General features: G+C 68.6%; 13 protein-coding genes, 1 tRNA gene and 2 pseudogenes. 6 read left to right on the forward strand and 10 right to left on the reverse strand.

What is annotated here, in order from left to right; translation table 11 throughout:
• Positions 1-30: 30 nt before the first annotated feature.
• The 4 genes from ACGFU7_RS45935 to ACGFU7_RS45950 all read right to left on the reverse strand — a co-directional run bounded on the left by ACGFU7_RS45935 (position 31) and on the right by ACGFU7_RS45950 (position 4,298).
• Complete coding sequence (locus ACGFU7_RS45935) at positions 31-861, reverse strand: IS5 family transposase (RefSeq protein WP_393704568.1); 831 nt, start codon at positions 859-861, stop codon at positions 31-33.
• A gap of 519 nt (positions 862-1,380) precedes the next feature.
• On the reverse strand, positions 1,381-2,190 hold the full coding sequence (locus ACGFU7_RS45940) for a helix-turn-helix domain-containing protein (protein ID WP_393704570.1): 810 nt from the start codon (positions 2,188-2,190) through the stop codon (positions 1,381-1,383).
• 114 nt (positions 2,191-2,304) lie between these two features.
• The gene (locus ACGFU7_RS45945; RefSeq protein ID WP_393704571.1) at positions 2,305-2,814 is read right to left on the reverse strand and encodes a hypothetical protein; all 510 of its coding nucleotides are present in this window, start codon (positions 2,812-2,814) and stop codon (positions 2,305-2,307) included.
• Positions 2,811-4,298: a GntR family transcriptional regulator gene (locus ACGFU7_RS45950; RefSeq protein ID WP_393704573.1), complete on the reverse strand. Its 1,488-nt coding sequence runs from the start codon at positions 4,296-4,298 to the stop codon at positions 2,811-2,813. The genes ACGFU7_RS45945 and ACGFU7_RS45950 overlap by 4 nt, the downstream gene beginning before the upstream one ends.
• A 739-nt stretch (positions 4,299-5,037) precedes the next feature.
• Between ACGFU7_RS45950 and ACGFU7_RS45955 the strand changes: the two are divergent.
• The 3 genes and pseudogenes from ACGFU7_RS45955 to ACGFU7_RS45965 form a co-directional block, all read left to right on the forward strand.
• Positions 5,038-5,241: pseudogene (locus ACGFU7_RS45955) on the forward strand (transcriptional regulator); the annotation flags it as partial.
• Positions 5,242-5,817 (forward strand): transcriptional regulator, encoded by a 576-nt coding sequence (locus tag ACGFU7_RS45960; RefSeq protein ID WP_393704575.1) that lies wholly within the window; start codon positions 5,242-5,244, stop codon positions 5,815-5,817. It abuts the pseudogene before it with no gap.
• Between the two features lie 63 nt (positions 5,818-5,880).
• Positions 5,881-5,954, forward strand: a tRNA-Met gene (locus ACGFU7_RS45965).
• A 336-nt stretch (positions 5,955-6,290) separates the two neighbouring features.
• Here ACGFU7_RS45965 and ACGFU7_RS45970 read toward each other — a convergent pair.
• Entirely contained in the window at positions 6,291-7,010 is a 720-nt protein-coding gene (locus ACGFU7_RS45970) for a hypothetical protein (protein WP_393704576.1), read from the reverse strand.
• A 58-nt stretch (positions 7,011-7,068) separates the two neighbouring features.
• Positions 7,069-7,308, reverse strand: a complete 240-nt coding sequence (locus tag ACGFU7_RS45975) for a hypothetical protein (protein ID WP_393704578.1) — start codon at positions 7,306-7,308, stop codon at positions 7,069-7,071.
• Positions 7,309-8,024: 716 nt separating this feature from the next.
• Between ACGFU7_RS45975 and ACGFU7_RS45980 the strand changes: the two are divergent.
• Positions 8,025-9,270: pseudogene (locus tag ACGFU7_RS45980) on the forward strand (IS110 family transposase).
• A 389-nt stretch (positions 9,271-9,659) separates the two neighbouring features.
• Here ACGFU7_RS45980 and ACGFU7_RS45985 read toward each other — a convergent pair.
• The 4 genes from ACGFU7_RS45985 to ACGFU7_RS46000 all read right to left on the reverse strand — a co-directional run bounded on the left by ACGFU7_RS45985 (position 9,660) and on the right by ACGFU7_RS46000 (position 12,190).
• The gene (locus tag ACGFU7_RS45985; protein WP_393704580.1) at positions 9,660-9,923 is read right to left on the reverse strand and encodes a hypothetical protein; all 264 of its coding nucleotides are present in this window, start codon (positions 9,921-9,923) and stop codon (positions 9,660-9,662) included.
• A 140-nt stretch (positions 9,924-10,063) separates the two neighbouring features.
• The gene (locus ACGFU7_RS45990; protein ID WP_393704582.1) at positions 10,064-10,432 is read right to left on the reverse strand and encodes a hypothetical protein; all 369 of its coding nucleotides are present in this window, start codon (positions 10,430-10,432) and stop codon (positions 10,064-10,066) included.
• Positions 10,433-10,540: 108 nt separating this feature from the next.
• Positions 10,541-11,122, reverse strand: coding sequence for an HD family hydrolase (locus ACGFU7_RS45995; protein WP_393704584.1), 582 nt, complete (start codon positions 11,120-11,122; stop codon positions 10,541-10,543).
• Positions 11,123-11,134: 12 nt separating this feature from the next.
• The gene (locus ACGFU7_RS46000; RefSeq protein WP_393704585.1) at positions 11,135-12,190 is read right to left on the reverse strand and encodes a helix-turn-helix domain-containing protein; all 1,056 of its coding nucleotides are present in this window, start codon (positions 12,188-12,190) and stop codon (positions 11,135-11,137) included.
• Positions 12,191-12,417: 227 nt separating this feature from the next.
• On the opposite strand from ACGFU7_RS46000, the gene ACGFU7_RS46005 reads away from it, so the two are divergent.
• Together ACGFU7_RS46005 and ACGFU7_RS46010 are read left to right on the forward strand one after the other, a co-directional pair.
• Positions 12,418-12,954: a hypothetical protein gene (locus ACGFU7_RS46005; RefSeq protein WP_393704587.1), complete on the forward strand. Its 537-nt coding sequence runs from the start codon at positions 12,418-12,420 to the stop codon at positions 12,952-12,954.
• Between the two features lie 178 nt (positions 12,955-13,132).
• Complete coding sequence (locus ACGFU7_RS46010; protein WP_393704589.1) at positions 13,133-13,366, forward strand: hypothetical protein; 234 nt, start codon at positions 13,133-13,135, stop codon at positions 13,364-13,366.
• The last annotated feature ends 237 nt before the right edge of the window (positions 13,367-13,603 follow it).

Here is a 13,603-nt window from a genome sequence, read left to right on the forward strand (position 1 = left end):
GCTGGCTGCTGCGGGAGAAGAACGGACGGTTCATGCCCGCGCCCGGGGCAGTCGGTCGGGACGCTTCTCCGGCCAGCGCGGGGCGTCTCCGGCCAAGCGCCGGGACAGCCTGATCATGGCGGCCCACCACACCATCTGGGTGTGGTGATCGGCCCGGCGTTCGTGGTCGCGGTTGAGGCGGCGTGATCGCGAGAGCCAGCTCAGCGTTCTTTCCACCACCCACCTGCGGGCCAGTACGACAAATCCGCGTTGTCCGTCGGATCGGCGCACGACCTCGATCCGGACCCCGTGGCGGGCGAACGCCTTCGCCAGGGCCGGGCCCTGGTAGGCGCTGTCGACCCACACCATTTTCAGCAGCCGACCCGGATCGGTCATGAACGTCTCCAGCAGCGCGGGGGCGGCCTTTGAGTCGTGAACATCGGCCGTGGTCACGGTCACCTCAAGGAGCAGGCCCTCGGTGTCGGTCAGGATGTGGCGCTTACGCCCGTCACGTGATTTCCCGCCGTCGTATCCGCGACTGTCCTCGCTGACGGTTTCGGAGGCGTCCACCGACTGACTGTCGATGATCCCGGCACTGGGCTCGGTGTTTCGGCCCTTGCGTTCCCTGGCCGTGCGACGCAGGCGTTCGTGCAGCTCACGCACGTAGTCGTAGGTCCGCCAGCGGCGGAAGAAGTCGTAGACGGCCCGCCAGTACGGAAAGTCGACCGGTAGGGCCATCCACTTGACGCCGTTGTCGACGAGGTAGCGCACCGCGTCGAGCATCTCGCGGTGGCAGTACGCCTCGGGGCGCCCACCCTGCCTGAGGAGCCAGGCCGGCACCGGCATCGCGGAGCGGACCTCGGCCCACTCCGCATCCGTCATGTCACTCGGATAGCACCGCGCCCACCGCCCCGGAACGATCGAACCGAACCGGTGCACGTAGCAGTCACACCCAGGGGTGACCGCGGTGGACGCGGCCACAGAGATACTGCTCAACTGGTCGGACAACGGGCTTCCTTGGTCGTGCTGGGTGTCGTAACCGCGTCACTACCAAGGGGCCCGTTCTTTCATGCCCGCGGCCGCACCCGTAACTCTGTCCAGATAGCCATCCGCGCCGCACACCTCGAACGAGATCCGGTTTGCCACAACGCACTAAGGGCTTTTCCCAAAGCGTCCGGTGAAATGGCATGTGTCGATTTCGAACCTCAGGCTCCAGCGGGTGGCCACACCAGGTGCAGGGAGAGGTCTTCGCCGGAGTGGGGCGGCGACGGGCAGGGAATCCTGGCCCCGGGCAGGGCCGGGGGAAGCGCGGGTCGGCGGCGGATGGACGCGGCGAGAACTATGGACAGCGGCGCCGCGATCCCGGCGGTGAGCCGCAACGTCATCGGAACGGTTCGGACATCAGGCGGCCCCGGCGTGCACGTAGGCCCGGCCGAGCTGTTCCTGCGCGGCGTACAGCAGCAACTCACGCGTGGCCGCGGGTGTGGTGAGATCCCACGCGCCGGACACGAGGACGGACAGACGCCCGTCCTGCGGCAGGTAGACGACACCGTCGTGCTCCGGCCGGGCGAAGGCCGATCCGGCAGCCATCCTCAGCTCGACCAGATGGCCTTCTGGCGCTGCGATCCGGCCGGGCACCACACGCACCTCACCACCCTCCAGGTCGAGGAGGTACCGCAGCTGCTGCGCCATCACCTCGGGGGCGACGTGCTGCGTGTGGAGGATGCGCTCGGCCAGGACATAGACCGTGTGGCCCGGGGAGGGCAGGGGCGCGCCAGGAAGGGCGAACGACGGGCATCCGATCGCGCTGGCGTACGCGGAGGTCTGCAATGGCGGTGGAATCAGGGTGGTCGAGAGCCACCGCACCTCTCGCGCCTGGCGGGCGCATCCGGCCAGCCGGCGGTGATGCCCGGCGGCCGCATCCCGGACCGCCCCCGCCGCGACCGCGTCGTGCCGGATATCTGCCGCCGGTGCGATGAGCGTGTGAGCCAGTTTGCGCAGCGCCTGCGCGTCCTCGGGGCAGCGGTAGAGGTGAGACAGGCGGGATATGTCCTCGGACGTGATGCCGGTGCGGCCCGCCTCCATGGCCAGGACCGTCTCCTCGCTCACGGCCAGAAGGGCAGCGGCCTGCTCGGGCAGGACGTAGCGGCGCTCGCGCGCGTCGCGGAGGTACCCGCCCGCCACACGTACCGCAGGGTGTGTCATAGCCATGGATGCGTCGTCTCTGCCGGATCGGGGGTCCGGACCTGTGGTGTAGGGGCGGTGCCGGCTCACCGGGAGCCTCCGGCAGGCCGGTTCGGACTCTGGGCACGGTGCGAGGCGGGTTCACGGGGCGGAGGGATCGGGGGTGCTTGGTGGGGCACAGGCCGGGGGCGCCGGGGATTTCGGGCGGTGCGCGACGTAGACGCCCCGCCCGTGGGGTCCCTGGTCGTCGTGGTGGACGAGGCCCTCGTCGATGAGCTGGCGGCATGCACGGTAGATGACCTGATGGGCAGTCAGTCTATCTTGGTGTGCGAGGAGTCCGACCGGCAGGGCCTCTCCGGGCCGGTAGACCATGTTCCGGATCCGCTCCCGAATGGTGGCGATCACTTCCGTGTCGTGCGGGTGAGGCTGGCCCGGGGACAGGACACGCCTGCCGTCCCGCTCCCGGGCCTGGTAGCAGATGATGCCCAGATCATTGAGTTGATGCAGCGCCGTCTTCACCTCGCCGTCGCTCAGGCCGGTGCCGTGGGCCAGGGATCGGGCGCTGGGGAGAGTCGCTCCCGGCCTCAGGGACCGGGCGATGTGGTCGCGCACAAGGAGCGTGGCCGGCCCGGGCGTGACGGGCTTGGTCATGAGGGGATCTCCCCTTCGCGGGCGAGGGTGTCTTGGAGATCGGTGATGGCGGTGCACAGCACGGCCAGACGCCACAGCCGCTGGCTGAGCGGCGTCGGCTGCGCAATGGTTGCGCAGGCCAGGGCATAGGCGATCAGCGCCTGGACGTCCCGCTGCTCCTCCAGCGGCCGGGACTGGATGTGGTGGCCGGCGAGGAGGGCGTAGTGACGCACCACCCCCGCTTGACGTTCGCTCACGGCCTCCAGCTGGCCACGTGGCCAGTCGATCACCCGCGCCCAGTGATGGCGGGCCCGGTCCCGCGCTTCGTAGCACTCCTGCTGGAGCCGGGCGCCGACCGGACCGGTGTGCTGAGGCAGCGTGCTGACGCCGGGGCTGCCCGGAGCGGGATAGGGGTACTGGCGCAGCCCGGTCGCCGCCAGGGCGACGACCGGGCGCCGGAAGTTGTTGTGCATCAGGCCGGCCGTGCCGAGTTCTTCCAGCGCCGCTGACACGGTGGAGCGGCTGACGGCCAGCCTGCGTGCGAGCTCGGTGCGCGTCGGCAGCTGAGATCCGATTGGGAAAGCACCCTCGGTGATCAGCGCACGCAGGAATCCTGCGACCATGCCCGCCGAGTGGTCAAGGTCCTCGGAAAGCCCGCGTGCGATGCGCCAGTTCTTTCCGACTCGCTGTGTCGTGCCCTCCACCGCCAGGTCGGTCAGCGCCATCGTCACATCTCCGAGCGGGTACCCGCCCGCCTCGGCGAGACGCTGCGCGGACAACAGGGCGTACGGGGGGTACGACTGGGCCAGCAGCTGGCGGCGCAGCGCTGAGGCGATCTGGGGAACGGGGATCCGCGGCGGCAGGGTCACCCGCAGAGCCTTCAGTAACTGTCGGGATTCTCGGGCGAGTTCTGTGGCGGCGGCCGAGTTCCCGGCGGCGGCTGCACGGGCTACGGGGCCCTGGAGGGTGGACAGCAGATCGGCCCACCGGGCGCTGTCGGAGGGAGATCCGGCTGCCTCGGTGGCCCTTTCACGGGCGAGCGGTATCCACGGCTCCACGATGGCGAGGATTCGTGCGGACTCGGCGCTCACCTCGGCCGGTGAACGGAGCGTGGCTGAGCGGCGTGACCCGGTCAGGTCACCTAGGGCCGCGGACAGGCCCTCGTGCAGCAGAGGGCCCGCCTCGGTGGGTGCGGGTGCGGGTGCGGGCTGGTGAGGTGTGGTCATGAGATCGAGTGGGGTCGGGGCTGTCCCAGCAGAGGGGGACGCCAGGTAGACGAGGTGGGCGGTGGTGCGGCCGCCCAGGAGTTCGCGGAGCTCGGCGAGCAGGCGAGCGACCCGGCGGTACGGTCGGCCCAGCTCCGCCGCGATCTGGGCGGCATTCACGCCCAGGCCGTGCAGTGCAGCACGGTCCACTGCTCCAGCCCGAAGTCCGCCGCGCTCGGCGTTGCGGACGTGTCCGACCCCGGCGAGCAGCGCGCCCGTGACATACCCCTGGGCCCGCATCCACTTGGCCGCAACGTAACTTGAGCATCATGGAAATGACCACCGCCTGTTCATCATTCGAGACGCCGCGTCCATTGTCATAACGGCGCCCGCGCGAACGATTGACGCTATGACTTGGCCGCAGGAGCCGAGGGCACCCATCACCCCGATCACGCCGTATCCGGCATCCCGGAGCTTCGCGCAGAGCCGGTTGGGACGGGCAGTGGTGATTTCGAGGAACGGTCCGGCTCCGCGGCGGAGGTACTCGCGCCGCTGCCTTTCTCGTCGGTCAGCGCGAGGAAAGCAAGCTGTGGGCCTTTTGTTGCCCGGAGAATCGGCCGGTTCCACTCTCCGGTGCGTGCCGGGCGCCGGTCTCTCCACCCGTACGGGGGCCTTCTGCAGCGCCCTCTCCAGGCGGGGTACGCGGGCGACAAGCAGGCTGACCCCGGCCAGCGGCCAGCAACGCGCTGTGGAGACGGAAACGTCGTTGCCGTCGAGACATGGCAAAGCCGCTGGTCGTGACCGAAAACAGGAAGGAAGATCGGCGCGTCCCCACCCCGTCGTCGTCGTTGCGCGCCGGTCCCGCGTGAGGGAAGTGGTGGCCGCGCGAAGGCACCCCGTAGGATCCCGCGGAGTTCAGGGTGGTGCCCGGTGTCAGCGGCCTTGCCGTGGCCGTGAGTTGCTTGGGCCCGGGCCGGCGCAGGTGGACAGGCTGCTCCTGTGGACGGAGGGCACCGCTCATCGGAGTCAGTGCCACGGCGCGTTCTCCAACCTCTGGATGAAGGCCCTCAAAGCCCACGATGCGGGCCTGGCGGTGGTGCGTGTGATGGGTACCGATGAGTTCCATGTCATCGGTGACTGGCATTGTGTCTTTCCCGAAGGCCGTGGTGTCACCGAGGTCAAGGTCAAGGACGCCTACACCGTCGGCGGCGACACCGGCGACACGATCGGGGAGGGGGAGTAGATGCCGGAGAGGAACGTCGATTTCGGGAGGTTCGGCGCCCGCGGTATCAAGGGCAGTGACGCCGTTGCGCGCAAGCTCGATGAACTCGCGGGTGGCATCGCCACCCCGGTCACTGCGAAGCGCGGTCTGATGGCACGCCTGCACTACCTGACGAAGACGGACCACAGCCGTACCGCGGCCAGGGAAGCCGGCCTGACGGTGACCGACCGCACGCTCAAGGCGTGGCTGGAGGGCAAGCGCCGGCCGTCGAAGGGCAGCCTGGAACGCATCGACGCCGCGTACCGGGCAGTGCGCCGCCGCAATGTCGCCCGTCATCTCCTGGGCCGCCTCAACCGTGACGGGCGCGGTACGCGGGTGGAGATCCACCCTCTCAACCAGTCGCAGGTGGCCAGGCCGTTGCAGCGGGTGGTGGAGTACCGGACGGTGAACGTACGCCGCTGGGACAGGATCGTCGGCGCCTGGGCGGCCGGCGACCACCAGGGCCTGGACGAGACGTGGACCACCGATGTGCTCCCGGACCTGGGCAGTCAGTGGGGGGCCTACGAGTACTGCACCAGCGTCGGCTTCGCCGCATAGAAGCCCCTCGGCAGGAGGTGGTGCCGAGTGCGCTCTGTGATGGCGTACGGTGGGGATCACCGACGCGGGGTGGAGCAGCTCGGTAGCTCGCTGGGCTCATAACCCAGAGGTCGCAGGTTCAAATCCTGTCCCCGCTACTGCTGAAGAAGGGCCCGGATCCACAGCGGATCCGGGCCCTGCCGCGTGAAACGTCCTTGGAAGAGGCATGAGCGGGAAGCGGTCGCGGCGGGGGCGAGGTCATCTGCGGTGCCCGACGCGGTCGGATAGCTCGTTCAAGGTGGGGTACAGAGAGCTGCGAGCCGCACCACGGCCGGAGAACTGCGGCAGGAGGCCCTGACCCTCATCAGTGGCGGGTACCGGGGCACCGAGGAGGAGTACCGGTTCTGACCCGCCAGCAGACCGCGCGGCGGAGGGCGGCACCCGCACCGGGTGCCGCCCTCCGCCGTGTTCCGGCCGGTGAGGGGTGCAGTTGCTCAAGACTTGCGGCCGCCGCCCTCGTTGGACATGCGGCCGCCGCCCCCGTACCTGCCGGCCGGCCGGTGCCGGGCGGGTACCCGGGGTGCCGGCATTTTCGACAGCAGCGACCGGACGCGCAGTTCTTCGGCCGGCCGAACGCGGGCCAGTACTTGCAGCCAGCGCCGGACCTCGCCGGGACCCACAGCGCAGGAGTGCAGGATGGCGAGCAGGATGTCGGCGGTCACGGGACGGTCGCCGCGCAGCACGGTCCCGTAGGTGTGGTGGGAGAAGCCGACGCTGTGACGTGCCATGTCCCGCAGGCTCAGGCCTCGGAAGTGGCGCACCTGGTCCAGGATCTCGGCCGGTTCGGCCTCGTCCATCGGCCACTGCGGTGGGGTGATCCGCCGCAGGCTGGCCCAGTTCCTCATGATGGAGGCGTGGTTGCTGCGAGCATGGGCGGTGCGCTGGGCGAGCTGGAGTTTTTGCCACTTGGCCTGCCAGTTGGCGCTGTCCGCGCCGCAGGCGCGGACGTAGCCCTCCACGGTGCGCCAGGTGGGCGGTTTGTGGCCGCCGTGTGCGCCCGAGAGCAAGGCGATACAGACTCCGGAGCGTTGCGACATCGTGGCCAGGGACGGGTTGCCGGCCTTCTCGCGCAGATAACGCAGACCATGGGCGAAGTCCACCAGCTTGCGGTCTCGCAGGCCAGTGTCGGGCAGGGGGTTCATGGGGCGGGCCATCTCATCTCCTTCCGAGAGCCCGCGGCCCGGGGCGCTGTGGCCCCGGGCCGGGAGGCAGTCAGGAAGTGATGCGGCGGCGCAGCTCGGCGCTGATGAGTCCGGCGACACCCACGATGGTGATGGATTCCTGCAGCCCTACCCCGCATGCGAGGAGGGCGACCAGCGAGCCCAGGACGACCGTCAGCAGGGTCAGATCGGGCCAGGACAGACGGGAAGCCGGGCGCGAGGGCTCGGGCTGGTTGCCCGGCTGCGACGGCTCGGGCTGGGCAGAGATGTTCTCAGGAAGGATCAGGGACAAGCGAAAACTCCCGGGTTCGACGACAGTTGCTGTGGACAGCGCCCCAGGTCCGGTTGCAGCCGGAAAGTAGGGCGGGTCAGAACGTTACTGACGTGAACGGGCAAAGAAGTGGCCCGGTTCCCGCGTAAGAGCACATCTGTCAAGGGCCTGACGGGGCGAAACACCGCACACGCTGCGCGGATAACAGGATTGCGCTAATTCGCCGGGAAAATCTAGGTTCTGGCGCGGAGATACGAGAGTTTCCGCAGGTCAGATGCCCCAGCCTGAAGGTGTCGGAGGATTCCCGAACTTGCCGACAGCGCACAAATAACTGACCGGGCTCCGCTTCTTTCAGTTATTCATAAAATGTCGCGCAGATGTCGCGAATAACCCGCGAACCTGACGACGTGCAGAGAGGCGTTTCCGCAGGTCAGCGATCCAGCGCACCTTCGGTGCGCGCCGGGGGCGTGGTAAATCCCGTGGCGCGCGCCGAAGGTACTTCTGTCTGCCCTTACGAGGGCTGATTGCCGTCCGGGACGCTGGAGGAGTTCGTTCCGGCCGAAACCGATGCCTCTGTGATGCCAGTGAGCTCGCAGGTCAGCGTGGTGCTGGGGGCCATCCACGGGAACCGTGGAGTGTTGCTGCGAAGCACGTGCGTCAGAATTCCTGATTCACCCTGGCCCTCCCGGAACGGCATACGACGGTCAGTCCGGGAGGACCAGGGAGGGAGCAAGGCCGTGGACGTACTGCACGAACGCTGCGCCGGCCTCGACATCAGCAAGAAGGACGCCAAGGTGTGTGTCCGAACCCCGAATACGAAGCGGCGGGGTTCCTTCACGACCGAGACCACAACGTGGGGATCGACCACGAACGCGGTCCTCGACCTGCGGGACCACCTGCTCTCCGCCGAGGTCACCCTGGTGGTGATCGAGGCGACCTCGGACTACTGGAAGCCCTTCTACTACGTGCTGGCCGAGGGCCTGAACGTGATCCTGGTCAACGCGCGGCAGGTCAAGAATCTACCCGGCCGCAAGACGGACGTCTCGGACGCGGCCTGGCTGGCCCAGCTCGGAGCCCACGGCCTGGTCAGGCCCTCCTTCGTGCCGCCCGAGCCGGTGCGCGAACTGCGGGACCTGACCCGCGCCCGAACCACCGCCACCCGTGAACGCGGCCGTGTGGTCCAGCGGGTGGAGAAGTTGCTTGAGGACACCGGCATCAAACTCTCCGCGGTCGCCTCCGACATCATGGGCGTCTCTGGACGGGCCATGCTCGAAGCCCTCATCCGCGGCGAAGCCGACCCGCACATCCTCGCGGACCTGGCCAAACGCAAGCTCCGCAACAAGATCCCCGAACTTACCGAGGCCCTGACCGGACGCTTCCGCGAACACCATGCGTTCCTGACCCGCCTTCACCTGGACCAGTACGACCAGCTCACAACGATGATCGACCAGCTCACCGGTCGGATCGAAGAGGCGATGGCACCCTTTCGTGACGCCCTCGACCTGCTCGACACCATCCCCGGCATCAACCAGGCCACAGCCGAAGTGATCATCGCGGAGACCGGCGGGGACATGACGCGGTTCGCCACCGCCAAGCACCTCGCGTCCTGGGGCCGGGGTCTGCCCCGGCCACCACGAGTCCGCCGGCCGCACCAAGAACACCAAGGTCCGGCCCGGCAACCCCTACCTCAAAGGCGCCCTCGGAATCGCGGCATTCGGCGCGGCCAGAACCAAGGACACTTACCTCGCCGCCCGCTACAAGCGGCTCGCCGCACGCCGCGGCCCGCTCAGAGCACTCGTCGCCATCGAGCACTCGATCATCACCGCGATCTGGCACATGCTCACTGACAACGTCGCCTACCAGGAACTCGGCGGCACCTACTTCACCCAACGCGACCCCGAACGCGCCACCCGCCGGGCCATCACCCAACTCAACCAGCTCGGCTACACCGTCACCCTCAACCCGAGGGAGGACGCCGTCTGATCGACAACCCCGGACACCCGGCGGCCTCCGCGACCACCGGGCACCCAGCCATGCCCACACCCACCCTGACCTGCTGCTATTTACGCGTCAGAGTGGAGAGTTTTTCACCCGGCGTAATCGGTTGCAAGCCATAGTTGCGCGAAGAGGTCGCAGCCCGGCACACTCGTACCCGTTGACCAGCACGGCCTGCGCCGCGCTTGGCACCCGGGCGACGACCCATCAATTGCTGTGGACGCACCAGGGACAACCAGGGGTACCTTCCGTTGCAGCGGAACCCCCACCAACTTCTCGCCCACAGACGACTGCGGAGCAGAGGACGACGAACGTGTGGCCCGGCCGAACGGCCGGGCCGCACGTGTGTCCACCCTCAACTCGGTACAGCGGCACCGTCAGCGCGGACCGCCCCACCACCGCCTCCGCGGCTGTTCCTCACCCGCCGGCACCGACGACACCGTGCCGGGAGTCCCCTGCGCCGGAACGGTCGGCCCCGCCGACTCCGTCCGCTCCGGGGCGGGCATCAAAGGGGCCACCGTCCGTCGCAGGTCCTCGATGTACGCGCCACGCTCTGACAGCCGCGCCTTCAACTGCGCCGCCTCCGCCAGCTCCCGCCCGTACCGCTCATCCGCCAGCGCCAGGGCGTACGTACCGCGCACGCACTCCAGCTCGGCGCGCAGCGCGGCGATGTCCTCGTGCTCCTGGCCGTCCTCGACGTCCCCGGCCGGTGTGGCCGGGGCGTCCGGAGGAGCCGGTGCGTGCAGCAGTAGACCGGCGACGAGGAGGTCGTCGACCGGGATCAGCCGCCCGCGCTGCGGATCCTGGACCGCGCTGGGCAGATCGCCGGCCTCCCGGCGGCGGCCTCCCGCTGGGTCAGCATCGGACGCGCGTGCACCAACCAGTTGAACGTCGTCACCTCCACGCCGTGAGCGTCCTCCAGAATCCAGCCGACCATCCGCCGCAACCGGCTCAACTGTCCGTCGCTACGGGCGTGCTCAGCGGTGCGCCGCATCTGCTGGAAGAACCGGGTCCGGTCGGTTGACGGGATCTCCGGCCCGGGGGGTGCAGGGCCGCGACGGGGACGGGGAGGTTGGGGGAGCTCGCGCACGGGCTGGGGCGCTGCGCCGTTGAGGGGCCAGGCCAGCACCTCGACGAGGTCGCGTTGCATCACCCATGCGCCGAGCGGGCTCTCCTCGACGGGGACCTCTTCGTCTCGCTCCCACGATGCAGTAGGCCCCTCCTCGTTCAGCGAGACGGGACCACCGGCGATCAGCGGTCAGCTTTGCTTCTCGCCCAGCGCGGTGCGCAGCCAGTCCAGAGATCCGCTTTCCAGGACTGCGTCGGCGAGCTCGTTCGCGGTTTTCGTGGTGAGGCGCCCGCGGCTGTTGTCGATCCATCGCTGGGCGCTCTCGTAGCCCTGCGCCTTGTACTCGATCCCTTGGATCATGCATTCCAGTTTGTCGGCGTCCCGGGCGCAGACCGCCTCTGGGGATTCCTTCGCCTCGTACTCGGCGATGACCTCCCGGACGGCGGACGCCAGTACCTCGGGCATGCCGGCGACCTGGTCGGCCGTGACCGCTTCAGGGTCGGCGCTCTGGGCGTACTTCTTGCCCAGGTAGTTCACGTCACCGGTGCGTGTCTCCTGCGAGTCGTGCCACACCGCGAGGAGCGCGGCCTTGGCCGGGTCGGCCCCTTCGAGCTTCGCGATGACCGACGCGATGAGGGCGGTGCGCCAGGAGTGCTCTGCGACCGACTCGGGGTCGCGAACGCCAGCCATCCACCACCCGGTGCGCTTGGTCTGCTTCAGTGTCCCGGCCTCGTACAGGAATCTCGCCACCGCGGATAGGTCGTCTGCCACCTCGGACTCCTCTCACGCCTCGGCGAGGCGGATCGCGTACTGGATGCTCTCCAGCTCCCGGCGAGCGCGCGCCGAAAGCTCCCGGCTATCCAACATCACGGCGAGGCGGTCGCGTAGGGCGCGGGCTGCCGCACCGGACCGCAGCAGGTTGGGACGGATCTGAAGGAGAGACCACATGGTGTGGATGTTCAAGTCGACGTAGCCATGATGAAGCGCGAGCCCCAGAGACAGATGTGTGAGGAGCTTCTCGCCGGACCATGGCCCGGGCGTGCGGACTGCAATGAACTCATCGGACAGCTCGAGGTGCGGTGTCTCACCGAGCCAGTAGGCCCAGTAATTGAGGTTCGCGGCCTCGCCTGCATCATCACCTGTGAGGTCCCTGTCGATGAAGTAGCTCATGCGGTCGCGGTCGCCCTGCCTGGCGGCAACGGCCGCCACGGACCGGCCGTTGAGCCAGCGAGTGAGCCAGTCCTGGGGCCTCTCGGTGCGTTGCTGATAGGCGAGCCACTCCGACGTGTCGGCCTGGTCGTCGTACCCGGAGAGGTAGAGGGCCTGCCGACGAAGGAGGAACTGTCCGTCGCTACGGGCGTGCTCAGCGGTGCGCCGCATCTGCTGGAAGAACCGGGTCCGGTCGGTTGACGGGAGCTCCGGCCCGGGGGGTGCAGGGCCGCGACGGGGACGGGGAGGTTGGGGGAGCTCGCGCACGGGCTGGGGCGCTGCGCCGTTGAGGGGCCAGGCCAGCACCTCGACGAGGTCGCGTTGCATCACCCATGCGCCGAGCGGGCTCTCCTCGACGGGGACCTCTTCGTCCAAGGCGCTCGCGAGGAGGACGTCAGCCTCAAGCGCGCGTTCGAGGGCCTGAAGGAGAGTGGGCGCGGTCCCCATCTGCATCAGCCGGTTCCGGTGCACGAGCATCTGTCCGGTAGGCACGGCGGTGAGAGGGCGTCGCCCGGTCTCCCATCCGGCGATCGTGTCCGAGGACACCTTGAGAAGCTCGGCCGCCTCCTCCTGGGTGCGCCCCTGCTGCTCTCGTATCACGCGGAAGACGTAGCCCGAGATGACGCCCATGCGAGGGCGTCTGGATGAAACCTGACCACCGGTCAGGGTTTGTGGCGGGCTCGACTGCATGGCTGCCCCATTCCCCATCGCTGACGGCAACCCACCTGTACTCGCGGTCACTTCATGCGCCGAGCACGGCTTTCTACCGTGGTAGTCATCACCAGACGAGCCTAGTGGGGAGGCTCTCAGCAATGGGCACCGTTGCAGATCCCGAGGGCGCTAAGCCGGTTGACCATGTGTCAATCACGCGCGCTGCGCCGCTCACCGCATCAGTGGAGTTGGCGTTCCACGAGGGCCCGGAGGTCCTGGTACACACCCGCCGTGAGCGGGAGCTGGCGGTCAGTCACTGGCTCCTTGCGGCCGCCCCGGACATGAAGGCGGCCCGCAGGGAGTGGGAGGGGACCGGGATCGCGCTCCTGCGATGCGGAGGCATCTTCTCCGCGATCCGCGTTCCGGCCGAAGAGGTGCACGCTGCCGCCGGCACGGAAGACCTGCACCAGGTCGACGCCTATCTCTCCGAGGCGTTGATGGGCGGCCCGGTGTTCGTGGACGTCACGTCGAGGCGGTACTACGTCCTCGTACCTGCGAGCGCCGCACTACAAGACGTGTGGGAATCCAGGCTGGTGCCGGACGCGGAGTGTCTTGGGTCCGGCTGCTTCCTCGGTGTGCTGACACCGAAGGCGACCGACCCGTATGAGGCCGCTCGTACTGGTGCGTGCCGATGGACAGTCCCGGCGAGCTCTGCGTCCCGCAGGCGGTCTCTCGGCTGTTGACGACCGGCCGGCATCGTCGGGCGGCGGAAGAGCGGGAAGCCGATGGGTGAGGCCCCCGTCGATGTCGAAGTCATCCGCCGCTGGAAGGAGCCGATGTGTCACTGAAGGAAGCCAGGCGTTCCCAGCGCGGGGATGAGGCCTACCTCGTTCTCATCGGCCATACCTTCGCATGTGCATCGTGCCGAGTGAAGGCGTCCTGTCCCACGGCGGTCCGGCTCACGCGGGCATGGCGGGAGGCCCGCTGATGAAGGACGAGTCGAGCTGCATCGTCACGCACTGCTGCTGGGACATGGACCTCGAGACTAACGCGCGCTGCACGCTGGAGCCCGATCACGAGGAAGAGCGGGACCACTACACGCCATACGTGCGCTCCTCGTGGGACCGGCCGGGCAGGTCCTGGCCCGCCAAATGACTCCCGCTCGCAGCTGTTGATCGCGTCGACCAGCTGCGAGCGGGGCACGCCCGTACCCGAGGCCGGCGGTGGCCGGGGTGCAGGTCTGACCGTCACCGACCGCACCATCCAGGCGTGGCTGGGTGGGAAGCGCCGGCCGTCGAAGCCTCGATCCGCCGATGTGATGGCTGTGGGGACTCTTCGTGAAACGAGGAAGTGCCTTGTGACCTGCGATAATGGGAGTTCTTCAGGCTTCCA

Source organism: Streptomyces sp. NPDC048473 (assembly GCF_043200155.1).
In the GTDB taxonomy this organism is placed as follows: domain Bacteria; phylum Actinomycetota; class Actinomycetes; order Streptomycetales; family Streptomycetaceae; genus Streptomyces.